At 37.8% G+C, this 24,766-nt stretch carries 24 protein-coding genes and 1 other annotated feature; of the genes, 3 read left to right on the top strand and 21 right to left on the bottom strand.

Annotated features, from left to right (window positions below; genetic code table 11):
- Positions 1 to 111: 111 nt before the first annotated feature.
- The 3 genes from aspS to QBK89_RS03790 form a co-directional block, all read right to left on the bottom strand.
- A complete protein-coding gene (aspS, locus tag QBK89_RS03780; protein ID WP_284139689.1) occupies positions 112 to 1,890 on the bottom strand; it encodes an aspartate--tRNA ligase in 1,779 nt (592 codons plus the stop codon).
- A gap of 1 nt (position 1,891) precedes the next feature.
- On the bottom strand, positions 1,892 to 3,172 hold the full coding sequence (hisS, locus tag QBK89_RS03785) for a histidine--tRNA ligase (protein WP_284139690.1): 1,281 nt from the start codon (positions 3,170 to 3,172) through the stop codon (positions 1,892 to 1,894).
- Between the two features lie 118 nt (positions 3,173 to 3,290).
- Positions 3,291 to 3,516 (bottom strand) — a binding site (T-box leader).
- Positions 3,517 to 3,568: 52 nt separating this feature from the next.
- Positions 3,569 to 3,742: a sigma factor-like helix-turn-helix DNA-binding protein gene (locus tag QBK89_RS03790; RefSeq protein ID WP_284139691.1), complete on the bottom strand. Its 174-nt coding sequence runs from the start codon at positions 3,740 to 3,742 to the stop codon at positions 3,569 to 3,571.
- Positions 3,743 to 3,845: 103 nt separating this feature from the next.
- Here QBK89_RS03790 and QBK89_RS03795 point away from each other — a divergent pair, with 103 nt between their 5' ends.
- A complete protein-coding gene (locus QBK89_RS03795) occupies positions 3,846 to 4,895 on the top strand; it encodes an N-acetylmuramoyl-L-alanine amidase family protein (RefSeq protein WP_284139692.1) in 1,050 nt (349 codons plus the stop codon).
- 159 nt (positions 4,896 to 5,054) lie between these two features.
- On the opposite strand, the gene dtd is transcribed toward QBK89_RS03795, so the two are convergent.
- The 7 genes from dtd to QBK89_RS03830 all read right to left on the bottom strand — a co-directional run bounded on the left by dtd (position 5,055) and on the right by QBK89_RS03830 (position 13,859).
- Positions 5,055 to 5,501, bottom strand: a complete 447-nt coding sequence (gene dtd / locus QBK89_RS03800) for a D-aminoacyl-tRNA deacylase (RefSeq protein WP_284139693.1) — start codon at positions 5,499 to 5,501, stop codon at positions 5,055 to 5,057.
- Between the two features lie 50 nt (positions 5,502 to 5,551).
- The gene (locus QBK89_RS03805; protein ID WP_284139694.1) at positions 5,552 to 7,756 is read right to left on the bottom strand and encodes a RelA/SpoT family protein; all 2,205 of its coding nucleotides are present in this window, start codon (positions 7,754 to 7,756) and stop codon (positions 5,552 to 5,554) included.
- 163 nt (positions 7,757 to 7,919) lie between these two features.
- Complete coding sequence (locus QBK89_RS03810; protein WP_284139695.1) at positions 7,920 to 8,435, bottom strand: adenine phosphoribosyltransferase; 516 nt, start codon at positions 8,433 to 8,435, stop codon at positions 7,920 to 7,922.
- Positions 8,413 to 10,755, bottom strand: coding sequence for a single-stranded-DNA-specific exonuclease RecJ (gene recJ, locus QBK89_RS03815; RefSeq protein ID WP_284139696.1), 2,343 nt, complete (start codon positions 10,753 to 10,755; stop codon positions 8,413 to 8,415). The genes QBK89_RS03810 and recJ overlap by 23 nt, the downstream gene beginning before the upstream one ends.
- An 82-nt stretch (positions 10,756 to 10,837) precedes the next feature.
- Positions 10,838 to 11,146, bottom strand: a complete 309-nt coding sequence (locus QBK89_RS03820) for a LapA family protein (protein ID WP_284139697.1) — start codon at positions 11,144 to 11,146, stop codon at positions 10,838 to 10,840.
- Between the two features lie 117 nt (positions 11,147 to 11,263).
- Entirely contained in the window at positions 11,264 to 13,513 is a 2,250-nt protein-coding gene (gene secDF / locus QBK89_RS03825) for a protein translocase subunit SecDF (RefSeq protein WP_284139698.1), read from the bottom strand.
- Positions 13,514 to 13,562: 49 nt separating this feature from the next.
- Complete coding sequence (locus QBK89_RS03830; protein WP_284139699.1) at positions 13,563 to 13,859, bottom strand: post-transcriptional regulator; 297 nt, start codon at positions 13,857 to 13,859, stop codon at positions 13,563 to 13,565.
- Positions 13,860 to 13,977: 118 nt separating this feature from the next.
- On the opposite strand from QBK89_RS03830, the gene spoVB reads away from it, so the two are divergent.
- Together spoVB and QBK89_RS03840 are read left to right on the top strand one after the other, a co-directional pair.
- Positions 13,978 to 15,528, top strand: a complete 1,551-nt coding sequence (spoVB, locus tag QBK89_RS03835) for a stage V sporulation protein B (protein WP_284139700.1) — start codon at positions 13,978 to 13,980, stop codon at positions 15,526 to 15,528.
- A gap of 79 nt (positions 15,529 to 15,607) precedes the next feature.
- On the top strand, positions 15,608 to 15,985 hold the full coding sequence (locus QBK89_RS03840; protein WP_284139701.1) for a TIGR04086 family membrane protein: 378 nt from the start codon (positions 15,608 to 15,610) through the stop codon (positions 15,983 to 15,985).
- 47 nt (positions 15,986 to 16,032) lie between these two features.
- Here the strand turns inward: QBK89_RS03840 and yajC are convergent, their stop codons facing one another.
- The 11 genes from yajC to safA all read right to left on the bottom strand — a co-directional run bounded on the left by yajC (position 16,033) and on the right by safA (position 24,644).
- A complete protein-coding gene (gene yajC, locus QBK89_RS03845) occupies positions 16,033 to 16,293 on the bottom strand; it encodes a preprotein translocase subunit YajC (protein WP_284139702.1) in 261 nt (86 codons plus the stop codon).
- A gap of 17 nt (positions 16,294 to 16,310) precedes the next feature.
- Positions 16,311 to 17,450 (bottom strand): tRNA guanosine(34) transglycosylase Tgt, encoded by a 1,140-nt coding sequence (gene tgt, locus QBK89_RS03850; protein ID WP_284139703.1) that lies wholly within the window; start codon positions 17,448 to 17,450, stop codon positions 16,311 to 16,313.
- A 17-nt stretch (positions 17,451 to 17,467) separates the two neighbouring features.
- Positions 17,468 to 18,496 (bottom strand): tRNA preQ1(34) S-adenosylmethionine ribosyltransferase-isomerase QueA, encoded by a 1,029-nt coding sequence (gene queA, locus QBK89_RS03855; protein WP_284139704.1) that lies wholly within the window; start codon positions 18,494 to 18,496, stop codon positions 17,468 to 17,470.
- Positions 18,497 to 18,523: 27 nt separating this feature from the next.
- Positions 18,524 to 18,721, bottom strand: a complete 198-nt coding sequence (locus QBK89_RS03860; RefSeq protein WP_284139705.1) for a DUF2905 domain-containing protein — start codon at positions 18,719 to 18,721, stop codon at positions 18,524 to 18,526.
- Entirely contained in the window at positions 18,718 to 19,722 is a 1,005-nt protein-coding gene (gene ruvB, locus QBK89_RS03865) for a Holliday junction branch migration DNA helicase RuvB (protein ID WP_284139706.1), read from the bottom strand. Before ruvB ends, QBK89_RS03860 begins: the two co-directional genes overlap by 4 nt.
- A gap of 15 nt (positions 19,723 to 19,737) precedes the next feature.
- Complete coding sequence (gene ruvA / locus QBK89_RS03870; protein WP_284139707.1) at positions 19,738 to 20,343, bottom strand: Holliday junction branch migration protein RuvA; 606 nt, start codon at positions 20,341 to 20,343, stop codon at positions 19,738 to 19,740.
- A gap of 242 nt (positions 20,344 to 20,585) precedes the next feature.
- Positions 20,586 to 21,317: a YebC/PmpR family DNA-binding transcriptional regulator gene (locus tag QBK89_RS03875; protein WP_284139708.1), complete on the bottom strand. Its 732-nt coding sequence runs from the start codon at positions 21,315 to 21,317 to the stop codon at positions 20,586 to 20,588.
- A 107-nt stretch (positions 21,318 to 21,424) separates the two neighbouring features.
- Positions 21,425 to 21,925, bottom strand: a complete 501-nt coding sequence (locus tag QBK89_RS03880; protein ID WP_284139709.1) for a YhcN/YlaJ family sporulation lipoprotein — start codon at positions 21,923 to 21,925, stop codon at positions 21,425 to 21,427.
- 62 nt (positions 21,926 to 21,987) lie between these two features.
- Complete coding sequence (gene nadE, locus QBK89_RS03885; protein ID WP_284139710.1) at positions 21,988 to 22,725, bottom strand: NAD(+) synthase; 738 nt, start codon at positions 22,723 to 22,725, stop codon at positions 21,988 to 21,990.
- Between the two features lie 61 nt (positions 22,726 to 22,786).
- On the bottom strand, positions 22,787 to 23,749 hold the full coding sequence (locus tag QBK89_RS03890) for a phosphotransferase (RefSeq protein ID WP_284139711.1): 963 nt from the start codon (positions 23,747 to 23,749) through the stop codon (positions 22,787 to 22,789).
- On the bottom strand, positions 23,742 to 24,644 hold the full coding sequence (gene safA / locus QBK89_RS03895) for a SafA/ExsA family spore coat assembly protein (RefSeq protein WP_284139712.1): 903 nt from the start codon (positions 24,642 to 24,644) through the stop codon (positions 23,742 to 23,744). The genes QBK89_RS03890 and safA overlap by 8 nt, the downstream gene beginning before the upstream one ends.
- Between the last annotated feature and the right edge of the window lie 122 nt (positions 24,645 to 24,766).

The raw sequence follows: 24,766 nt of genomic DNA on the forward strand, positions 1-24,766 counted from the left end.
CAACAAAATAATTGTTTAATATTGTAAATTAATTTTAACATAGCGAGAACAGTATTTCAATATCCCTACATGTGAAGTATAAGTTACAAAATTTACAGTTTCCTAACATTTTTATTGGTTTAGCATATTTTCTTTAGCTAGTCTTATCGAGAGATCCTCAAGCTGGTCCTCACTAACCTTACTTGGTGCTTCTGTTAATGGATCTGAAGCAGATGCTGTTTTCGGGAACAGTATCGTATCGCGTAAGTTAGATCTTCCTGCTAATAACATGATAATACGATCTAATCCTAAAGCGATACCACCATGAGGAGGAGCTCCATATTCTAATGCATCTAATAAGAAACCAAATTGTGCTCGTGCAGCTTCTTTCGTAAATCCAAGCACTTCAAACATTGTATCCTGTTGCTCTTTCTTATAAATACGGAGAGAACCGCCACCGAGCTCATAACCATTCAATACAAGATCATATGCGACAGCCCGTACTGTTTGTGGCGCGCTTCTTAACTTATCCATATCATCTTCAGCTGGCATCGTAAACGGGTGATGTGCTGCTGAATATCTGCCTGCCTCTTCATCATATTCAAATAATGGCCAATCTGTAACCCAAAGAAAATTAAATTTCGAATGATCGATTAAATTCAAATCTTTTCCTAGCTTTAATCGAAGTGCACCAAGGCTATCGTAGACAACTGCTGTTTTATCTGCAACAAACAACAATAAATCTCCATCCGTTGCCTCTGCTTTTTCTTTTATCGCGATTGCTTCTTCTTCTGATAAGAACTTTGCAATTGAGCCTTTTAACTCTGATCCTTCTACTTTGAGCCATGCAAGACCTTGCGCACCGTATATTTTTACATAATCTGTTAACTTATCAATATCCTTGCGAGAAAAGCTAGCAGCTTGACCTTTTACGTTTAAAAGCGCTACTTCCCCTCCATTTTCTACCGCGTTTTGAAATACTTTAAACGATGACTGTGCTACGATATCCGAAACATGAATTAATTCCATCGCAAACCGTGTATCCGGCTTATCAGAACCAAATCTTGCCATGGCATCATCATACTTCATCCGAGGTAATGGCAATGTAAGATCAATTCCTTTTACATTTTTCATAACCTGCTGCATCATTTTTTCTGTCATTTCCATGATTTCATCGCTTGTCATAAAGGATGTCTCAATATCAATTTGTGTGAATTCTGGCTGGCGATCTGCACGAAGATCCTCATCCCGAAAACAACGGGCAATTTGATAATAGCGCTCAAATCCACTCATCATGATTAACTGCTTAAATAACTGTGGAGATTGCGGCAACGCATAAAACTCGCCAGGATGAACCCTGCTTGGAACAAGATAATCACGTGCTCCTTCTGGTGTGCTTTTTGTTAATATCGGCGTTTCCATTTCTAGAAACGCATTGTTATTTAGGAACGTACGAACTTCTTGGGTAACTTGATGTCTTAGCTTAAATGTTTCTTGTAGAACATTTCTTCGTAAATCCATATAACGATATTTTAATCGTAAATCCTCAGATACATCTGTGTCATCTTGAATTAGAAATGGAGGATTTTTTGATTTATTTAAGACCGTAATATCCGTTGCTATAACTTCAATTTTTCCTGTTTGCATATGCGGATTAACCGTTGCATTATCGCGCGCAACAACATTTCCACTTACTTCTATTACAAACTCTGTTCGAACCATTTCGGCTATTTCTAGTGCTTGCTTTGAAACTTCAGGATTGAATACGATCTGAACAATTCCTGATTTGTCACGTAGATCAATGAAGATCAGTCCACCTAGGTCTCTTCTTTTTTGAACCCAACCTTTTAAAAGCACTGTTTTACTAATATTCTCTATTCCCAATGTCCCCGCAAATACGCGTTCACTCATCTTATTTTCCTCCTTGAAGCTTTTCCTGCATAATAACAGCTAATTCTGTTAATGGTACTTGAATCTGATCCCCTGTATCCATATCCTTTAAATTAATCACTTGCATCTCTAACTCTTCATCGCCAAGCACGAGTACATACTTTGCTTTATATCGATCTGCAGCTTTAAACTGTGCTTTCACTTTTCTTCCTTGGTAATCCTTATCGACTTGAATTCCATGTGTACGCAATTCATGAACAAGCAATACAGCCTGCTTAGCTGCTTCATCTCCCATTGTAACGACGAAGCAATCCAAGGATTCGTCTACTGGAATATCCTTCTTCTCTGCTTCTAAAGCCATTAATAAGCGCTCTATTCCCATTCCAAAACCGATACCAGGAGTACTTGGTCCTCCAAGCTCTTCCACGAGACCATTGTATCTTCCACCACCGGCTAATGTAGTAATTGCGCCAAATCCTTCTGCCTCACTCATAATTTCAAATGCTGTATGATTATAATAATCAAGTCCACGCACAAGATTTGGATCAACCTCATAAGCAATCCCCATCATTGTTAAGTATGTTTTTACTTGTTCGAAATACTGTTTACTTTCTTCGTTTAAATAATCCAAGATCGATGGGGCATTTTCCATTGCTGGATGATTACGATCCGTTTTACAATCAAGGACTCGCATCGGATTTTGATTTAATCGGCTCTGACAATCCTGACACAGTTCTTCTTTTACAGGTGCGAAATAATCAATTAATGCTTGGCGATATGCTGCTCTGCTTTCTTTATCCCCTAACGTATTTATAACGAGTTTTAAAGAACGAAGGCCAAGTTCTTGATAACAGGTCATAGCAAGATCAATGACTTCTGCATCAACGGCAGGGTCGGCACTTCCTAATACTTCCACACCAAATTGATTTAACTGTCTCATCCTACCCTGTTGTGGCCTTTCATAACGAAACATCGGCATAAAATAATATAGCTTCACAGGCTGACTCGGATCACCATATAATTTATTTTGAACAAAGGCTCTCGTTACAGCAGCAGTTCCTTCTGGACGTAACGTGAGACTTCTTCCACCTCTATCCTCGAAGGTGTACATTTCTTTTTGGACAATATCCGTAGAATCCCCTACCCCACGCTGAAAAACTTCGGTATGTTCGAATACTGGCGTTCGAATTTCATCATAATGGTACCTTTCACATACCTTCTTAATTTGATCTTCTACATATTGCCATCTTTTAGCTTCTATTGGTAATATGTCTGCAGTTCCTCTAGGAGCCTTTATAATCATTTCAATCCCTCCAATTGATCCATTCTGTATAAATGTAATAAATAATAATAATGATTATCGAATAAGCGGCAAGAAAAATACTACCAATTAAAAAACTCCCGTCCCTTATATATAATATATAAGGGACGGGAGTTACCCGCGTTGCCACCCTGATTGATGCACGAAAAAAATGCACCCTCTTTTACACAGTTAACGCCTGCAACTCGTCTATATCTACTTTAAATGGTTCAATATAGATCCTCAGGAACGTCCTTCATTGGTGCATAAAGTAAAAATGCTTTCAGCCACGACATTTTCTCTCTAGACTAATGACAACCAACTACTTTTTCCATCATCGGATATTTTCGTTTATTTAATTATGAATGAATACTATAATAATTGGAAATGGGGATAAAGTCAAGCACGATTGAGTTTTTTCTTTAATGCTTTTACCTCACCTAAAGAAATTCCAAGCTCTTCAGCAATTTCCATATGGGTAGCATCTCCATAAAGCTCTATAAACCGATGAAAATCAACTTGAAAAATATCTTGGTTTGCATTTGTTGCCCACTGTTTTTCATGATATCGCATATTCATTCTCTCCCTTTTTCTATCTAGCTTTGCCTTAATCAATTGTTTTTATTAAAATAAAGGGAGAAATATTTTGTTTCGAAAAAAATTTAGGAGTGGTGCAATGGCTCGTAAAATAAATTTGTGGTCAGTGCTATTAATCGGTTTAATTGCTTCCTTATTTAGTACAACAGTCTATGCCGATGAAGCCATCATAATGACGGATCATCTCAATGTCCGAGAAGGCCCTGGAACGCAATTTGAAGTCATAACGAAAGTACATACCAATGAGAAATACACCATCCTAAATGAAGATGGTGAATGGATTGAAATTCAGCTTGCTGAAAAGACAGGCTGGGTCACAAAAGAATACACAACAATACAACCGGAGAAAAAAGCGAATGCTCCAACTAACCAAGACATGCAATCAAATGAAATTAATGTTATCTATGACCATACGCAAATTAGAGAAGCACCATCTACCACATCGGAAATCAATTATTTTGTTGATAAAGGAACGAAATTGAAGGTTATCGACGAGCAAGAGGAATGGTTAAAAGTAAAAGGTGAAAACGGAGAAGGTTATTTACATAAAGCATTAGTTGAGGAGACTAGTTTTCATTCTTCAAAAGGATTAAAAAATAAAGTGATCATTATTGATGCGGGGCATGGTGGAAGAGATGTTGGTGCGTTAGGGGCAAAGGACTCTATCGAAAAAAGCATGACAATGCGAACAGCACAGGAATTAGCGCAAGAGTTAACGACTCTTGGAGCAGAGGTAATTCTTGTGAGATCAAGGGATGAATACATTTCGCTTGCAAGCAGGACAAGCCTTTCTAATATCATGAATACAGATGCGTTTATTAGCCTCCATTATAACAGCTTCCCCGAGGCTCCTTCTGTTACAGGGATAGGCACCTATTTCTATCATACGCAAAACCAAGCGTTAGCTTCCTTTGTTCAAAAAGAACTAATAAATGAAACTACAGCAAAGGATCGAGGCACTGCATTTGCTGATTTTCAAGTATTACGTCAAAATTTGAAACCGGCAATTTTACTAGAGCTTGGCTTTATTTCTAATCCTGAAAAGGAACAGCTGTTACAAACAAACGCATATCAAAAAAAGCTCGTAAAAGGAATTGTAAGTGGATTAGAACGATATTTTAGCAGGTGAGATTCAATTAAAATTGTATTCACATCAAAAAGGCATAGCCGCAATTTTTACGACTATGCCTTTTCTAATTTCTAGCAGCTATCAACTAAAAATAGTTCCTTTTTCTTGTTCAACCTATATTATAAATGATTCCTACTTCAATGTTCTTTCCATAACAGGTTATTTATCCTTCGAGTCAATAATGATGGTAACAGGACCAACATTAGTGAACTGTACATCCATCATCGCACCAAACTCCCCAGTTTCTACATGTATTCCTTCTGCTTTTAATTGGTCATTAAATTGCTCATAAAGTGTTTCAGCCATTTCAGGTCGAGCAGATTTAACGAAACTAGGTCTGCGTCCCTTGCGCGTATCTGCATACAATGTAAACTGTGAAACAGATAACACCGCGCCATTTACATCCTTTAGAGACCAGTTCATTTTACCTTCTTCATCTTCAAATATCCGTAAATGAACAATTTTTTGAACGAGATATGCGACATCCTCCATCGAATCTTCATGCGTTACACCTAAGAGAATGACATACCCGTTATCAATTGCCCCGATAATTTGATTGTCAACCGTTACTGACGCATTACTTGCTCGTTGAATTACTGCTTTCATCTAACTTCCACCTTCAATGATTTTTCATCTGCTTTTTAAAACAAATGGGTTTATTGTACGGTTCGCGTTACCGTATATACATCTTTTATTTGTTTTAGCCGTTCTACTATTTTGCGCAAATGCTCTGTATTATGGATTAAAATTGTTATTTGAATTACTGCCATTTTATTTCGATCGGATCTTCCGTTAACATGCGTTATATTTGTTTTTGCTTCATTAACAGATTGGAGCACCTCGTTAAGCAACCCCCGGCGATCATATCCTGTTATTTCAAGATCAACATGGTATTGCTTTTGGTCCATCGGATGACTTTCCCACTCAACATGCAAATAGCGTTCTTTCGCTTCATCTGTTTGCACATTGGGACAATCGGCCCGATGAACAGAAACGCCTCTTCCTTTCGTAATATAACCAACAATTTCATCCCCAGGGACTGGATTACAGCATTTTGAAAGTCTTACTAACAGATTTTCAATGCCCGCAACCCTAACTCCAGAATCACCGCGATGCGCTTTTTTCTTTTCTTTTACTTCACTTTTTGCTTCTTCAATTGTTTGCGCAAGATCCTGTTCCTGCTGCTTTGAGCGTCTTATTTTTTCCGTTAAACGAGTAGCAATCAATGCAGCTGTAATTCCTTGATAGCCAACTGCTGCATACATATCTTCTTCATTTGAAAAATTGAATTTTTCGTTTACACGTTGAATATTGTCATTTGTTAAAGCCTCTTTTGGCTCGATTCCAAGCGCACGAATTTCCTTATCCACTAAATCCTTCCCTTTAGAGATATTTTCGTCTCGCCGCTGTTTTTTAAAAAACGCTTTTATTTTATTTTTTGCTTGTGATGTTTTCGTAATCTTCAACCAATCCTGTGAAGGACCGTAAGAGTGCTTTGAAGTCAAAACCTCAATAATATCGCCGTTTTTCAACTTATAATCTAGTGGCTCCATCTTTCCATTTATTTTAGCTCCGATTGTTTGATTCCCTATTTCAGTATGAATTCGATAGGCAAAATCAAGCGGAATGGACCCAGAAGGAAGCTCAATTACATCTCCTTTAGGTGTGAACACATAGACCATATCAGAAAACAGATCCAATTTTAGCGATTCCATAAATTCTTCTGCATCATGGGTTTCATTCTGCCATTCTAAAATTTCACGGAACCATGTTAGTTTTTCTTCGAATGACTTTTTATCCTTACTTACTTGTTTTCCTTCTTTATATGCCCAGTGCGCAGCGATTCCATATTCTGCGATTTCGTGCATATCATTCGTTCGAATTTGAACCTCTAACGGGTCTCCTTTTGGACCAATAACCGTTGTATGCAATGATTGGTAAAGATTAGGCTTAGGCATCGCAATATAGTCTTTGAATCTTCCAGGCATTGGTTTCCAGCATGTATGAATAATACCTAATACTGCATAACAATCCTTAATACTATTCACCATAACCCGAACAGCTAACAAATCATAAATTTCGTTAAACTGTTTGTTCTGTTTCGCCATTTTTCGATAAATGCTATAAATATGCTTTGGTCTTCCTGATATATCTGCCGTAATCTTTACTTCTTTTAATTGGTTTTGAATTTCGTTCATAACCTCTTCAATATATGATTCACGCTCATTACGCTTTTGCTTCATTAATTGAACGATGCGGTAATATTGCTGTGGATTTAAATATCGAAGTGCCGTATCCTCTAGCTCCCACTTTATTGTAGATATCCCTAGACGGTGCGCTAAGGGAGCGAATATTTCCAACGTTTCATTGGCAATTCGGCGTTGTTTTTCTGGGGGGAGATGCTTTAATGTACGCATGTTATGCAAGCGATCTGCTAGTTTTATTAAAATTACACGGATATCTTTTGCCATCGCTACAAACATTTTACGGTGATTTTCAGCTTGTAGTGCTTCCTTGGACTTATATTTAATCTTTCCGAGCTTTGTTACACCATCAACAAGCATGGCAACTTCACGATTAAATACTTCCTCAAGCTGCTCAAGCGTTACTTCCGTGTCCTCTACAACGTCATGTAAAAAACCGCCGGCAATTGTGACTGGGTCCATTTTCAGTCCAACAAGTATTCCAGCTACTTGCACAGGATGAATAATATATGCTTCTCCTGATTTTCGGAATTGATCTGCATGTGCATCTTTTGCAAAAAGATAAGCACGTCGAATAAATGCAATATCATCTTCCACAAGATATTGTCCTGCTTCTTCTAAAATCGTATCTATTGTTAATATGTTATCGTTAGCCATTCAATCACCTAATTTGTTGGAGAGAATAAAAAAAGAATATACCTTATAGTATCGAAAATTTTTCGCTAAAAGTAAAGTAAAAAACATTAAAATCCACGAATATAATGGGTCTGACGAATTTTAGGATAAAACACGCCAGACCCTTGCATTACACTTTTCACTATTACTCGTATTTCATTAAAGCAAGTACTTCATAGTTTTTTAGTTTTTCCATTCCGTCTAAATAAGAAAGCTCAATTAAAAATGCACAGCCTGCCACTACCCCACCAAGCTGCTCAACTAGGTTAATAGTCGCTTCAATCGTCCCACCAGTTGCAAGTAAATCATCTGTAATTAATACCCGCTGACCAGGCTTAATTGCATCCTTATGTATTGTTAATACATTTTCTCCATACTCTAAGCCATAGTCCACTTTGATTACTTCTCTTGGAAGCTTTCCTTCTTTACGTACAGGGGCAAATCCAACCTCCAATGCATAGGAAACAGGACAGCCTATAATAAAGCCTCTTGCCTCTGGTCCTACTACAAGATCAATATCTTTTTCTTTCGCAAATTCAACAATTTCATCTACAGCAGATTTAAATGCTTTTCCATTATCCATTAAAGGAGTTATATCTTTAAATTCGATGCCTTCCTTTGGCCAATCTTGAACAATCTTAATGTATTGCTTGTAATCCATTTGCCTTTTCCTCCTTGGAACCTTCCAAATCAATAAATTGTCCTACCCAATCTTTTAGTTGCTCATAGGTTGAATAATAAAGTGTTTCCTCCACCTTCGCACGAGTTAACCGTTGGTGGTAGGTCCATGATTCATGTAAGTCCTTTTTGTTTGATGTTGGCATAAATGTCACCACACCATTATCTATTTTAACAAATTCAAGCTCAGAAAACACTTTTGACATAAAAATAATATCATTCTTCGTCCATTTCTTAGCAGCCATGATTTTTCGAATGTCTTGTTTTAAATCAATCGTCTTTTGTTTCCATATTTGTGCATAGTACCATTTAAAGTCCTCTCTCGAAGGAAAACGAGCCATATACATGCTTTCCTCCAATTGAAAACAAACATGGATGTTAACAGGACTTAATTGCGTGAGATAATCTCCAAGCATTGGTAACGCTGGTGGAAGATCAACAATAAATAGCGTATTTACTTTTTGTAAAGCATCTAGATCAGAGTCATAGGAGATAACTGGAATATTGGATCCCAAGTCCTTCCTTACATTATCTATGTCATTCGCTAGGACCGCACTTGATTCAAATCCTTTAAATGATTGTAGATCTACATTTTTCTTCCCGCGATGGTCAAACAATTGCCAATCATTAATTTGAATATCCTCCATCACGATTTGCAGCTTCTTAAACCCATTCCACTCATTTATTCGTAATTCGCCAGCAACAGACACCTCTGTTTTCGGTGTGATAAACGAATATAATTCACCTAGTCCAAAACCAATACCTTCTACTACTGTATCCGCTTGTTTAAATTGAAGCTTTAAATGCTTCTTATTATTTCCTAGCTGTCGAGCATCTACCGGAACCTGTTGAATAAGAAATCGTGGTTTTGGATTTCCCATTCCAAATGGTGCTAGCTTTCCTATTTCTTGAATGAGAGATTCACTCATATCTGTTACTGCAAGCTGCTTACTTATTTCTAATTCTTGTTTAAAGTCTTCTTCTGTTAATTGGTCCATAACAAGATGATTTAATGCTGTTCGTAGCTCTGACACTTTGTCCAATTCAAGGGTCATCCCAGCTGCTTGTGCATGCCCACCAAATCGGACAAAAAGATCTTTCACTTTCATACAATTTTGAAACAAATCGAACGCAGGAATACTACGGGCAGATCCTTTTGCTGTTCCAGTTTCCTCATTAATTGCAAGTACAATTGCAGGTCGATCATACTTTCGTACTAATCGAGATGCAACGATACCAAGGACACCTTCATTCCAGCCTTTATTAGCAATGACAATAATGCCTGTCGTTGTTTGAAGATCGACCATTTCTTCCACTTCGGTTACTATTTCTGATACAATTTGCTGACGCTTTTGATTTAACTGATCAATCCTTTCAGCAAGCTCCAAAGCTACTTCTTCATTATCTGCTAAAAGTAGTTCCACTGCTAAATCAGCATCTTGTAATCTTCCAACAGCATTTAAGCGTGGGCCTATTAAAAAACCAACGTCCTCTTCAGTCACTTCATTTGTAAGCTTACATTGCTGCTTTAACGCCATTAAGCCTGCTCTTTTTGTATTTGCTAGTTTTTTTAACCCATAATAAGCAAATATACGATTTTCTCCAACTAATGGAACAAGATCAGCGATTGTCCCAATAGCAACAAGATCCAATAAGTGTTCTGGGAAATAGCCTAGTATATACTGTGCAAATTTAAACGCAACGCCAACTCCAGCAAGCTCCTTAAATGGATAGTTCGGCGAACACTTCGGGTGAATAATTGCGAAGGCATTTGGCAACGTTTCTTGTGGTTCATGGTGATCGGTAATAATCAAATCAATTCCAAGTTCATTAGCTAGTTCTGCCTCATGAACAGATGCAATTCCAGTGTCAACCGTAATAATTAATGAATACCCATTTTGAGCAGCGACACGAAATGCTTCTTCATTTGGACCATAGCCTTCTGTAAACCGATTCGGTATATAGAAATCACAGCTTGCTTCAAGCTCCTCTAATGCATGTAAGAGAACAGTTGTCGAGCTCACTCCATCCGCATCATAATCACCAAAAACGAGAATTTTTTCTTTATTCTCTATTGCTTGGTGTACCCGAGCTGCTGCTTTCTCTATTGCGTCAAATCCTTCTGGATGATGCAACTGATCTATATTTGGGGATAAAAACTGTAATGCTTCCTGTTCGTTCGTTATCCCTCGTTGTATTAACAAATCCTTTATGATCGGAGGAACTGATGCTTTAATATCATTCCAATGCATATGTTCCTCGATATGATCGTTAATTTTCCATTTAGTTTTACTATGTAACATACGTTCACCCCTGACCTATTCATTATACAAAACAGGATCAGGGGCGGCAAATACATTTTCTTGAAATTATGCTTATTGATAGCTATTCTTTGTTGGTCTGCTCGTTAATGCTCTCCGCTTCAAGTCCATTATCAAGCAAGGTTCTATGCAATTTTTGATTTTCTGTTCTTTGTATTTTAATATCTCGTTGTAAACGAAAAACCTTTACCATACCTACTGTGGCAGTTATGAGCACCCCCATAAGAACTGAAAATAAAATAACTAATATCAGTGGGGATTCTGCAGTCCAAAATAAATAATTCACTTTAACTGGTGAAACATTGGTTACTGCAAAAATAGATATAATAATGATGAACACAATGGCAAATACAACATACGTTTGTCCCTTCATAGGTTAACCTCCAATCTACTCTACTAAATTATTACCCACTTCGCTGTAAAAATAAGCATAACCTCCTTTGCTACCTGCAACGGAGGTTATGTAAATAACGATTAGGCGTTGTTCAAACTATACTTGTGGCCCATCAACTCGCTTCTTTTTCGTGAAATCGACCGGCTTATCCTTGATCATCTTGCCTCTCCATACTAACCACAGCTGTGAAGCTAGGAATAAGGAAGAATATGTTCCGACTAATAACCCAACAGCTAGTGCAATTGCAAAGCCTGTAATTGATTGTGCGCCTAAGAATAGAAATGCTAATACTGCGAGCATCGTTGTAAATGACGTATTAATACTTCTTGTAAAGGTTTGTATTAAGCTGTTATTCACAATTCGAGCTAATTCTTTCGCAGATTTAACACGTTTTTTCTTTCTTAAATTCTCTCTTATTCGATCAAACGTAACAATTGTATCGTTAATCGAATATCCGACAATCGTGAGGATTGCAGCGACAATGGTTATGTCAAACTCTATTCTAAAGATACTAAAGACGACAAGGACGAAAAATGCGTCGTGTAACAATGCAATAATCGCGGTAATTGCAAAATAAAACTCAAACCGCATCGTCACGTATAAAATCATCCCTATTGTCGCAATACCAACAGCGTATAATGCATTCTTTACCAGCTCTTCTCCTACAACTGGTGAGACGACACTCACACTTGGAGCAACACCATATTTCTCACTAAAATAATTTTCAACTTCCTTTATTTTATCTTCAGATAACACCTTATCAAAACGGGTAACTGCCCGATCGTTATTATCACCAGATATAACGATTGACTTCGCTTTTATACCTAGCTCATCGAGATTATCTTTAACTTGTTCTGTTGTTAAACTAGTTTCCGACATCACTTCAATACGAGAGCCACTCGTAAAATCAATTCCAGGATTTAATTGGAAAAGAAGCAAGGACACAATTCCAACAATCACCATAATAAGTGAACCGATAAAAAACTTTTTCCGGTGCTGCACTACATTCACTTTTCGATTCCTAAATGTTGCTTCCTCTTCTTCTTTTTCGGCGATATCTCGAATGTCGGTTTGCTTAACACCAAACCATGCTGGACGCCTTTTAAAGAAAGGCTGTTTAATCCATAGCAATAGAAGTAATCGTGTTCCATATACCGCGGTAATGAAGCTTAGTATAATGGAAACAATTAGCATCGTTGCAAAACCCTTTACAGAGCTTGTTCCAAACGCGAACAAAATTATCGCCGCTAAAAGCGTTGTAATATTCGCATCAAAAATCGTTGACAATGAATTTTTTGTACCTGCTTTAAATGCTGCCGGAATAGATTTTCCAGCTCTGATTTCTTCTTTAATTCGTTCAAAAGTAATGACGTTCGCATCTACTGCCATACCAACCCCTAGAATTAATGCAGCTATTCCTGGTAGGGTCAATACCCCATTCATTAATGTAAATACAAGAAGAATAAGATAAATATAGATACTTAAATTAATTGTGGCAATCAAGCCCGGAAAACGGTAAACGAACAGCATAAACAAAAAGACAAGTCCTACGCCTATATAGCCTGCAAAAACCGTTTTATTTAATGCTTGTTCACCAAATTGTGCCCCAACTGAAGTAGAATAAAGCTCCTTCATATTCACAGGTAATGAACCTGAGTTAATGATATCTGCCATATATTTCGCTTCATCTACAGTGAAATTACCTTCAATCATGACATTTGTAGTATTTAAGGTTTGATTTACTGAAGGAGCTGATATGTATTTTGGCTCTTCTTTATCTGATTCCGCAGTAAAAGAATCACCTTCCTGATAATCCATCCATATGACTAACAGGTTTGGATTCATTGTTTTTACTTTGCTCGTAACATCAGCAAATTTAGAAGCATCCTTCAACTGTAACGTTACAATTGGTTGATTTGTATCTGGATGAAAATCCTGTTTGGCACTTCCTTCTTTAATATCAGAACCATCTAAGAGCTGTTTATCATCTACATCGCGAAAAGATAAACGTGCAGACGTTGCCAGCATTTCCCTTGCCTGCTGTTGGTTTTCTACACCAGCAAGCTGTACACGGATTCGATCCTCCCCTTCAATGTCGATACTCGCTTCACTAATTCCAAGTCGATTCACACGATCATTTAAGGTTTGAACCGTTGCTTCCAATAGCTTTCTATTTGTCTCCTGGCTTTTATCAACTGGTTCGACTTCATACAAAATTTCAAAGCCACCTTGAAGATCGAGTCCAAGGTTAATATCTTTTACAATTCCTTTTACCGTTGTTCCAATCGTTCCTGCGAACAATAAAACGATTAGAAAAAAGGCAATGATTCTGCCTCTGTTTTTCATTTCGTTATTTCCTCCCTCAACTAAACAACAATTCGAATTATACATTCATTTATGCTTGTACTTCACCAGTTAAAGCGGCGATTGAAGCAAATAAATCATTTTCATCCTGATATGCGGAAACTGTCAAATAACTCATATAAATATTAGAGCTAAGGTGAAACACGTCCTGAACTGCTTCATATAATCTTTTTTCAGGATTACCCTTCCAAACCTTCTGTCTTAGACAATCCCAAACATTCTCATTTGTCGCTTCTTTATAGCCCATTAACTGCAATTCACTCACTTTGCTTGCAAGCGCTGGTTCTATTTTTAGTTTCCAATCCTCAACTGTGCGAATTAATTCCAAGACGTTCCCTCCTGCAAAAATATCCCTTCTATCTGACAACTTGTCATGCTTGGCCCACTCTATTGCATATATATCATTGTATATGAAAATTTCTTTTTTGAGAAGGCAGGTTGTCGATGTGTCTAAACAAACTTTTTTACAAGGTACACTTATATTAATAGCTGCTGGGATGATCACACGGTTTCTAGGCTTTATTAACCGACTTGTTGTAGCTCGCCTTATGGGAGAAGAGGGGGTTGGCCTTTATATGATGGCACTACCAACCCTATTCTTAATTATGACGCTGACACAGCTTGGACTTCCGGTAGCCATTTCAAAAAGAATTGCAGAAGCAGAAGCAAGAAATGATCGAGCAAAAATAAAACAAATTTTAATCGTTTCCTTAATTGTTACCGGCATATCTAGTTTGTTTTTCACAGGGCTTATGATGATTGGTGCGCCTTTTATCGCACAGCATTTATTAACAGATGAACGCACACTTTATCCACTACTAGCAATTAGTCCAATCGTTCCCATTGTTGCCATCTCTTCTATTCTACGAGGTTATTTCCAAGGAAAACAAAATATGAAGCCACAAAGCTATTCGCTCGTTATTGAGCAGATCGTTCGTATTTCATGTGTAGCGTTATTTGTAAATCTATTCTTACCGTATGGTATTGAGTTTGCGGCAGCTGGTGCCATGTTTAGTGTTATCCTTGGCGAATTTGTTTCACTATTATACATGATTTATCAATTTAAGCGAAAGAAAACCATTAAGATTCGCTATCGATTTTTTTCTTATTTAAAGACAAGCAAGGAGACATTAAAGGAATTGTTCTCTATTGCTTTGCCTAGTACAGGCAGTCGCATGATTGGATCGATATCTCATTTTTTAGAACCAATTGTTGTCGCGCAATGCTTAGCAATATCAGGCATTTCAACAACGCTAGCAACGAAGCAATATGGTGAATTAACAGGATATGTTCTACCATTACTATTCCTACCTACTTTTATAACACAATCATTATCAATTGCGCTCGTACCTTCTATATCTGAAGCAGATGCGATGGCCAACCATAAATTAATACATTATCGCATACATCAAGCAATTCGAATATCATTTGCATCAGGAGCAATTGCAACTATCATTCTTACCCTATTTTCAAATGAAATCTTAAGCCTAATGTACGGCACAGCAAATGCTAGCAGGTTCTTAGTATTAATGGCTCCTTTTTTTCTATTGCTTTACATTCAATCGCCACTACAAGCAGCATTACAAGCGCTTGATTTAGCAAAACCAGCAATGTGGAACAGCTTAATCGGAAATGTATTTAAATTCGTTATCTTAATCGTATTAGCATCTAATGAAAATTTTGGAATTATGGGGGTAGCAATTGCTATGTCTATCGGTGTCATTCTTGTAACCCTACTTCACCTTGCTTCCTTGAATAAAATTCTATCATTTTCTATTCCATTCATCGATATAGGGAAAATGATTCTTCTTTTATTGCTTACGTGGGGATCTGGCAATCTTATCCGAAATATTTTTATACAAGGAGAAGCAAATGTATTTCTGCTTAGTTTCATATTTATCCTTTTATCATTTATGTACTTACTATTTCTATTTGCACTGCGCTTTATTACAAGAGAAGAATTAAAACAAATTCCCTTTATCCAAAAGTGGGTATAGTTATTTTTTAGGAAACTCGTCTAAAAAATTTGTTTCCGAATAGGATGTAATAAAAGGACAATCATAGGGGGAGAAAAACATGAGACAACAGTTTATTGGACTTTTGTACGGCTGGACTGCAATATTTTCACTCATTCTTTTTACAAGCATTATTTTAGCAACAATTCTGCGCTTTACTTCGCTTAATGAACCAACACTTTCTTGGATTACGTTATCAATTGGATTACTTGTATTATTTATTGGAGGTTTTATTGCTGGAATGAAAGGAAAAGAAAAAGGCTGGTTTATGGGGACATTTACTGGATTAGGATTTACCTTATTTACATTTCTCGTGCAATACTTAGGCTATCAGCAAGCATTTTCAATGGAGCAATCCCTTCATCATGCTGGTTATGTATTAGCAGCACTTATCGGAGGCGTTTTTGGTGTAAACATGCTAACCTCTGCAAACAAATAGCAAGCAAAAGAAAGCGACTGTCATTTGGACAGCCGCTTTTTACATTATTATGCAGTTGTAACTTCTCTAATTGCTGAACGATCATATGTAAGCTTTGTACCGTCACCAGCTTGAATCACAACAGTGCTTTCATCGATTGAATGAATCACACCATGAAAACCACCAATTGTTACAACAGAATCACCTTTTTGAAGACTATCCTGCATTTGTCTTACTTGTTTTTGTCGCTTTTGTTGCGGACGAATCAACAAGAAGTAAAAAATAACAAACATTAGGATAATCGGAAGTAATGGTCCTAAAAATTCCATTTAATTCACTCCTTTCATTAAAAGTTTTTCGCATTCGGTTTATTTAACCCATATTGTTCAAAGAATGCTTCTTTAAAGTCACCAAGTCGATCTTCGCGTATAGCTTCTCGTACTTGCTCCATTAATTTTAACAGAAAATAGAGGTTATGATAAGTAGTAAGTCTAAAACCGAATGTTTCATTGCATTTTATTAAGTGTCTAATATATGCACGTGAATAGTTTTTGCACACATGACAATCACAATTTTCATCAATTGGTGTAAAATCACGGGCGTATTTTGCATTTCGAACAACTAGTCTTCCATTAGAAGTCATACATGTCCCATTTCGTGCAATACGGGTCGGAAGCACGCAATCAAACATATCTACACCACGAATCGCACCATCAATCAACGAATCTGGTGATCCTACTCCCATTAAGTACCGCGGCTTATCATTCGGCATTAACGGAGTTGTAAATTCAAGCACTCGATTCATTACTTCTTTTGGTTCGCCAACAGATAACCCTCCAATAGCATAGCCTGGAAAATCTAAGGAAATGAGATCAGATGCACTTTGTTTTCGAAGTGCTTCATATTCTCCACCTTGAATTATGCCGAACAATCCTTGATCTGATTTGCGCTGGTGAGCCTCTAAACATCTCTCTGCCCATCGAGAAGTTCTTTCTACAGAGCTTTTCATATATTCGTAAGTAGCAGGATATGGTGGACACTCATCAAACGCCATCATAATATCTGATCCGAGCGCATTTTGAATGTGCATTGCTTTCTCTGGTGAAAGGAATAGCTTTTCTCCATTTAGATGATTTCGGAAGTGAACACCTTCTTCTTTTATTTCACGCATATCACTTAAGCTAAAAACCTGAAATCCCCCAGAATCCGTTAAAATAGGGCCATCCCAATTCATAAATTTATGAAGGCCACCAGCTTCTTGTACAATATCCTCTCCAGGGCGGAGCCATAAATGGTAGGTGTTCGAAAGAATGATTTTAGCATTCATAGAATGTAAATCATCTGGACTCATTGTTTTAACCGTTGCTAATGTACCTACTGGCATAAAAATCGGAGTTTCAAAGGTACCGTGTGGTGTCGTTACCTTCCCCAATCGCGCTCCCGTTTGTTTACATGTTTTAATTAATTCATATTTTATCGGTGTCATTTCTAATCGTTCCTCTTCTAAATGATTAGCATTGCATCGCCAAAGCTGAAAAATCGATAGCGTTCTTCGACAGCTTGTCGATATGCTGTTAAGACTGGTTCTCTTCCTGCTAGCGCACTAACTAACATTACCAAGGTTGATTTCGGCAAATGGAAATTAGTAATTAACCCGTCGATTGCTTTAAAATGAAAGGGTGGATAAATAAAAATGTCCGTCCAACCACTAGTAGCTCTAAAACGACCTTGATTATCTCTTGCTATCGTTTCTAATGTACGGGTGGATGTTGTCCCTACAGATATTATTCTACCACCATTTTCTTTGATTTTATTCAATGTATCAGCGGTTTCCGCTGTCATATGATAAAATTCTGAATGCATCGCATGTGCTTCGATATCTTCTACACTTACTGGTCGAAAGGTCCCTAATCCAACATGAAGCGTAATAAAGACAATGGTTACTCCCATTTCTTCAATTTCATGAAGTAATTGTTGTGTAAAGTGAAGGCCAGCAGTAGGAGCAGCAGCAGAGCCTTCCTCCTTTGCATAAACGGTTTGGTACCGTTCTTTTTCTGGTAATTGTTCTTTGATATATGGAGGTAACGGCATTTCTCCGAGCTCGTCTAATATTTCATAAAAAATTCCTTCATATGAAAATTCTAAAATACGTCCACCATGTTCTAACATACGCGTGCATGTTGCTTTTAGTTTTCCATCACCAAACGTTAATACGGTTCCTTCTTTAATTTTTCGTGCCGGCTTTGCAAGTACTTCCCAACGATCATTTTCTTCTTGATGTAATAATAATATTTCTATTTTAGCACCAGTATCTTCTTTCATCCCATATAAACGAGCAGGAAGTACTCTCGTATCATTTAACACAAGACAATCTCCCTTTTTTAAATAATCCTTTATACTGGGGAATCGCTTATGTTCTATTTGCTTTGTCTCTTTGTTCAGAACGAGAAGCCTTGAAGAAGCTCTGTCTGCAAGTGGAGTTTGTGCGATTAACTCAGCTGGTAATTCAAAATCAAAATCTTCTACATTCATTTTTACCTCTAACTTCCTTCCATGTCCTTAACGAAATTTACCAATAAGAAAAAAAATAAGCGACAAAATAATACTGACTACAATCGAAGTCATAATCGGAAAATAAAAGGAAAAGTTTCCTTTTTTAAAGCTAATGTCCCCTGGCAACCGACCTATAAAAGTCCAAACAAAACCTATGATAAGAAGAATTACTCCGGTTATCATTAGCCATTTTCCTGGATTCATCCCTCATCATTCCCTTTCAAGCCAAAATGTGCATATGCTTTCGGTGTAACGACTCTGCCACGTGGTGTACGTTGGATGAAACCAATTTGTAATAAATAAGGCTCATATACATCTTCTATTGTTTGAGATTCTTCGCCAATCGTTGCTGCAATGGTTTCTAATCCTACAGGTCCACCTTGAAAACCGTCAATGATACCCTTTAGTAGCTTGTGATCGATATGATCTAATCCCTCATCATCTACCTGAAGCATATGTAAAGCACGTATCGTTGTATCCATACTAATTACCTTTTCTCCGCTAACTTGTGATATATCACGAATTCGTTTTAACAAGCGATTCGCTATTCGTGGTGTACCTCGAGACCTTCTTGCTACTTCCATTGCAGCATCTTCTTTAATCGCAGTATCAAATATTTCTGCAGTGCGCTCTACAATCGCACAAAGGTGCTGCTTTTCATAAAATTCCAGTCTGCTTAGCACACCAAATCGATCACGCAAAGGAGCTGATAATAGCCCTGCACGTGTAGTTGCCCCAACGAGCGTGAAAGGTGGCAAATCTATACGAACCGAACGCGCACTCGGCCCTGTTCCAATCACAATATCGATAAAAAAGTCCTCCATGGCAGAATATAATACTTCTTCCACTGTTCTTGGTAAACGATGCACCTCATCAATAAACAGAACGTCTCCTGGTTCAAGTGACGATAGAATTGCTGCTAAATCTCCAGCACGATCAATGGCGGGTCCAGAAGTTGATCGAAACTGAACGCCCATTTCATTGGCTATTATCGCAGCAAGTGTCGTTTTCCCTAGTCCTGGGGGACCGTATAATAATACATGATCTAATGGTTCTTCACGCATTTTTGCGGCCTGAATAAATATTTCAAGGTTTTCCTTTACCTTGTCCTGACCGATATACTGAGTTAAAGTTGTAGGACGGAGGCTAAGCTCTACAACAGAATCCTCCGCCTGCAACTCACCTGTAACCATCCGTTCATCCATAATATCCCCCCTTTATTACTTTTTCATTAACAAAGCTAATGCTTTGCGAACAAGTTCATCCGTGCTATGTATTTGATCCTTCGGAAGCTGTGGCATAATTGCTTTAATCTCCCTATCGGTATATCCAAGTGCAAGTAGCGCTTCTTTTGCTTCATTAAATTCTTTCGCTGTTGATACAAGCGGTGATGATGCATGTCCTTGATCTTGACTAATTGAAAATGTAGTCGTTAGCTTTCCTTTTAAATCTAGAATAATTTGTCGAGCTGTTTTTTTACCAACGCCAGGAAATTGGGATAGGAACTTGTCATCTTCTCGTTCAACAGCAGCAACAAATTCTGGAATATCAACAGTAGCCATCATCGCTAACGCACTTTTAGGTCCAATACCCGAAACTGAAATTAATTTCGTAAATAGAAATTTTTCATCTTTATTTTTAAACCCGTACAATAGATGGGCATCTTCGCGAACATGATAATAGGTTTGAATTTGTATCTCTTTATTTAAAGATGCTTGAAAAATAAAAGGGTTGGCACATATAATTTCATACCCAATGCCAGCCATTTCTACTATTACTGCTTCATCCTCTATCGCAGTACACTTTCCTTTTACATATGCTATCATTTACAATTCTCCTCTTTTAAACCTTCCCTCATTTTATCACATTTTCTTTATATCCGTATAAAATCCAACCACTATAACCATTGAGACGACAAAGAAAATGGTTCGGACAAAACGGTAGCTTCTCACTCAACATCCAAATAATTGCATTATAGCTTAAAATAGCCTTGCCGTTTTCTATACTTTGGATACGGCTTCATTCGGTTGTTATCAGTTAAACACCTTTTTGTCCCAACCACATCTATCTATTCGTTTTCTTTTAAGTTATGATATACATCCTGTACGTCTTCATCATTTTCAAGCATATCTATAAGCTGATCCATTTTTTGTTCCTGATCTTCTGATACCGATGTATAGGTTTGCGGAATTAATGTAACCTCTGCTTCTTCTAATACATAGCCTTTCGCTTCCATAAATTCGCGAACTTCTTTAAAATCTTCAGGAGCTGTTAGGATTTCATAGGCCCCATCCTCCACAACAACATCATCTGCGCCAGCTTCAATTGCATCCAATGAAATATCATCTTCTTCATACTTGTGTTCTTCATCTAATATCAACATATATCCTTTTCGGTCAAACATAAAGGAAACACTTCCATTTTCCCCTAGGTTGCCATCGTTTTTCTTGAACGCGTGGCGGATTTCTGCTGCTGTTCGATTCCGATTATCGGTGAGCACATGAACGATGACTGCTACACCACCTGGTCCATAGCCCTCATAAGTGATCTCTTCATAGCTTACTCCGTCAAGTGTTCCTGTTGCTTTTTTTATTGCCCGCTCTATATTATCGTTTGGCATGTTATCGGCTTTTGCTTTTTCAACAGCCGTTCTTAAAGCGGCATTTGTTTCAATATCTCCGCCACCTTCTTTAGCGGCAATGTATATAATCTTTGCGTGCCGCATAAATACTTTTCCTTTTTTAGCATCCTGCGCATTCTTTCTTCTTTGAATATTTTTCCACTTAGAATGACCAGCCACTGGACATTCTCCTCTCTTCAAATTTCCACTTCTACTATATCAAAACTTCTAGTCTACATAAAGAAGAACAGCCCGCCACGTATAAGAACGGAACAATGATCCAAAGTTTACTTAAAACGTGAATTCATATTTCGTATCCGATCCCAATGGTTGTCATCTGTATAAATAACAATGGGTTTATCGGAGATAAATTTAGATACCTCGCGCTCTATATTTTTTTGAATAGTTGGATCAACACCTTCTGCTAATCGAACAGCAACGATTACTTTATCCTTTGTAATTGCAACTTGTGCAACTTTTACTTCTTTCATATTCATCAAGTGGTCCGCCACTCTTACTCCATCCTCAGTCGTGTACTTATCCGTATATGACCCTGTCCGATCTCCTCCATTTAGCGACTTCTCTTCTTGTTGTGGATAAGCGTCTCTTTCATGTTTATCAGACTGATGTGAGCCTAACCTTTCTTGTTGCTCTTGCTCAGTTTCGTAATGTATAGGAGCTGCTTCGCTATCATTTTCTTTTGTCTTCTTCACACTTGTATCCCCGTCACATGCAACTAACACGGTGATTACGAGCGTCATCCAAATCATACTTTGCAGTTTCAGCATGACCAAAACCTCCCTTAACGATTAGTTTGGTTAAGGGAGGTTGATTTAATCGTGCTAGCTATTTAATTTGTCCGAGAAAAATATGGTAATGGAGATCGTTTATGTTCCGTACGTTGATGCATCCGTTCAATAACCGTTCTTTCTTGCTGTGATATTTGTTTGCCTTGTAAGAAAGCGTCAATCGTATCATACGAAATCCCCATCTCTTCTTCATCTGTTTGCCCTTCCCATAGATCGGCACTTGGCTGCTTTTGAATAATTTCATCCGGAACGCCTAAGTAAGATGCAAGCTCGCGAACTTCGCCTTTTGTAAACTCTTTTAGCGGTAATAAATCAACGCCACCATCACCATATTTTGTAAAGTAACCGGTATACCACTCCGCAGCATTATCTGTTCCAACAACTAAATAATTAAAATTCGTAGCAACTGTATATAATGTACTCATTCGTAAGCGGGCACGTAAATTCGCATCTGCTAATCGACGATTATGTTCTATTATATTGTCCTGAAGCTTCTCCTGAATTGTTCCTAGCAATTGCTTGTGTGCAGCCGTTAAATCAATCGTTACTCCTTCAATACCGCAACCATCAATAACTTTCTGCGCATGCTCCATTCCAGAAGGATTACTATTTAATGGCATAATAACACCAATGGAGTTATCGGGGAATGCTCGCTTAATTAAATAAGCTACCACTGCCGAGTCTAAACCGCCACTAACACCTACGATTAACCCTTTCATTCCTGCTCCATCGACTTGATCTTTTAACCAACTTGTTAATTTTTCCACTGTTTTTTTCATGAATATTCCTCCAGTATGCAACTAAAATTCCTTTATTATTATCGGATAATTTCTTCATCCATCACATTGATTTTACCATTTTTTCCGTTTTTCTAAAAAAGTTTTTACGTGCTTCCCAATCCTGCTCCATTTCTTCGAGGTATGTTTTCAGCTTATCATCTGTTGCTTCCGGGAGAAAATACATCCATTCTCGCATGACATCACTAGGAATCGCAATCGCACAGAGCCACTTTGGAATAGCCTCCTCATCCACCATGTGATAGGAAATTAACGCAGATAGATCCCAATTTAAAAATGGTAAAAACCGTTGTCCAAGTTGAATGAAGTCAAAAATATGTGGACTAGCTTGCAGTAAGTCATAATCAATTAAACAAGTTGTTTTCCTTGTATGAATAAAGTTATGTGATGCAACATCCCCATGAATCCACTGTCCTTTTTGCTCTGCTTCTTGTTGCATTGTTTTCCATGGAAACCGCATATTTTTTTTAAAAAAGTGCTCCGCAGTTATTACAATATCTTTATACAAAGCTGTATAGCCATTTTCAGCAAACAAATGCGCTGTCTTTTGAAAGGATAATAACCTATCATACCATCTTTCAAACAAAAGTCTACGTTTTAAGCGCTTTTCTATAAAGATGCCAGAAGCTTGAGCATGAAACTTTTGTACTGTCTCTAATGCTTCTTGTCGATCAGAGGCTTTCGCATAGCGTAGCTTTTTTCCCCGTATAAATGGAGATAACGTCCAAGTGAATGGCTGCAAGGATATTGTTCTTTTCCCATTAGGGAAAAAAATAAACGGAACGATATGTGGGTTGCTTACTTGCCGAAAGAAATCCCATTGTTGCATAACGTTTTTCTTATTGGCATGTGCCTTTACAATATATTCTTTTTCATTTACTGTCTCGATGTGAAATACATGTTGTTTTATTTTTCGTACATATTGTACGGATAGACCTCCTTCTGAGAGCAAAAAAGAAGAGAGACGATGGTGAGTCATCTCCTCTCCTTTGTACCTATTACTCACTTCCTGCTTCATCCTCTTCATCACGATACATCGGAAAGCCAGGTGGTGTTGGATAAGCTGGATAAGGTGCACTAGGCATTGGCGAATATGGTTGTTGTCCGTAAGCAGGACCAGGTGGCATTTGATATCCTGGTGCAATGCCTTGCTGAAACGCTGGATTACCATAGTATGTTCCCGCATATGGATCTGCTCCATAGTACCCACCGCCATCATAATAACCCATTTTAGCTGGATTAACTGGCATATTAGTACTAGAGCTACTTGAACTAGAGGATTCCATATCCCAACCCATATGTGGTGCTTGCCACTGCTGAGGCATTGGCTGTTGAGGACCAGGATAGCCTCCTTGCATATTCGCCATCAAAACAAACGGTTCTGATGGATGACACGGATCCATAACATAGCAGCAAAGCGGGACTAAATGAGTGGGTTGAGGCATTGGCTGCGGAGCCGGTTTCATCACAGGCTTCGTTTTTGCTGGTTTTTCTTCCTTCGATTCTTGATATGGCGGGAGATTAATTGTTGTATAATTTGTTAATTCTTGTTCCATCATTGGCATTTGCATCATTTGTGGATGCATTTGTACTGGTGGCATTTGAGGCTGAGGCATTGGCATCGGCTTAACCACTTCTTTCTTTTTCATCTTATCGTCCTCCTTGATAACTGGCATTGGCTTTGGTGAAATTTCTTTATAAGGTTGTTGTGCTTTTGGAGGTTGATATGCTTCTTTTTTAACTGTTTTTGCAGAGCTTGGGATCTTAATTTTCATTCCTGGCATAATCATGTCTGGACTCGACAATTGGGAATTAAGCTGCTTTAATTCTTCAAAATTAACGCCATATTTATGGGCGATATCCCAAAGTGTATCCCCTTTTTGCACAATATGAATTTTCATTTCCTCGATACTCCTTTCATTTCTGATAGGTAGGCTAATAACTCTATATCAACATATGCAATCACCCAATAAATGTTGAACGATTATTTAAGTGATGCATATTCTTTTGAAAAGCAAATCAA

This window comes from Virgibacillus sp. LDC-1 (genome assembly GCF_030137545.1).
Lineage (GTDB): Bacteria > Bacillota > Bacilli > Bacillales > Amphibacillaceae > LDC-1.

Bases quoted from the DNA above. Each gene is read 5' to 3' on its own strand.
- aspS (WP_284139689.1), bottom strand. From the start codon at position 1,890: ATGAGTGAACGCGTATTTGCGGGGACATTGGGAATAGAGAATATTAGT.
- hisS (WP_284139690.1), bottom strand. From the start codon at position 3,172: ATGATTATAAAGGCTCCTAGAGGAACTGCAGACATATTACCAATAGAA.
- QBK89_RS03790 (WP_284139691.1), bottom strand. From the start codon at position 3,742: ATGCGATATCATGAAAAACAGTGGGCAACAAATGCAAACCAAGATATT.
- QBK89_RS03795 (WP_284139692.1), top strand. From the start codon at position 3,846: ATGGCTCGTAAAATAAATTTGTGGTCAGTGCTATTAATCGGTTTAATT.
- dtd (WP_284139693.1), bottom strand. From the start codon at position 5,501: ATGAAAGCAGTAATTCAACGAGCAAGTAATGCGTCAGTAACGGTTGAC.
- QBK89_RS03805 (WP_284139694.1), bottom strand. From the start codon at position 7,756: ATGGCTAACGATAACATATTAACAATAGATACGATTTTAGAAGAAGCA.
- QBK89_RS03810 (WP_284139695.1), bottom strand. From the start codon at position 8,435: ATGGATTACAAGCAATACATTAAGATTGTTCAAGATTGGCCAAAGGAA.
- recJ (WP_284139696.1), bottom strand. From the start codon at position 10,755: ATGTTACATAGTAAAACTAAATGGAAAATTAACGATCATATCGAGGAA.
- QBK89_RS03820 (WP_284139697.1), bottom strand. From the start codon at position 11,146: ATGAAGGGACAAACGTATGTTGTATTTGCCATTGTGTTCATCATTATT.
- secDF (WP_284139698.1), bottom strand. From the start codon at position 13,513: ATGAAAAACAGAGGCAGAATCATTGCCTTTTTTCTAATCGTTTTATTG.
- QBK89_RS03840 (WP_284139701.1), top strand. From the start codon at position 15,608: ATGAGACAACAGTTTATTGGACTTTTGTACGGCTGGACTGCAATATTT.
- yajC (WP_284139702.1), bottom strand. From the start codon at position 16,293: ATGGAATTTTTAGGACCATTACTTCCGATTATCCTAATGTTTGTTATT.
- tgt (WP_284139703.1), bottom strand. From the start codon at position 17,450: ATGACACCGATAAAATATGAATTAATTAAAACATGTAAACAAACGGGA.
- queA (WP_284139704.1), bottom strand. From the start codon at position 18,496: ATGAATGTAGAAGATTTTGATTTTGAATTACCAGCTGAGTTAATCGCA.
- QBK89_RS03860 (WP_284139705.1), bottom strand. From the start codon at position 18,721: ATGAATCCAGGAAAATGGCTAATGATAACCGGAGTAATTCTTCTTATC.
- ruvB (WP_284139706.1), bottom strand. From the start codon at position 19,722: ATGGATGAACGGATGGTTACAGGTGAGTTGCAGGCGGAGGATTCTGTT.
- ruvA (WP_284139707.1), bottom strand. From the start codon at position 20,343: ATGATAGCATATGTAAAAGGAAAGTGTACTGCGATAGAGGATGAAGCA.
- QBK89_RS03880 (WP_284139709.1), bottom strand. From the start codon at position 21,925: ATGCTGAAACTGCAAAGTATGATTTGGATGACGCTCGTAATCACCGTG.
- nadE (WP_284139710.1), bottom strand. From the start codon at position 22,725: ATGAAAAAAACAGTGGAAAAATTAACAAGTTGGTTAAAAGATCAAGTC.
- safA (WP_284139712.1), bottom strand. From the start codon at position 24,644: ATGAAAATTCATATTGTGCAAAAAGGGGATACACTTTGGGATATCGCC.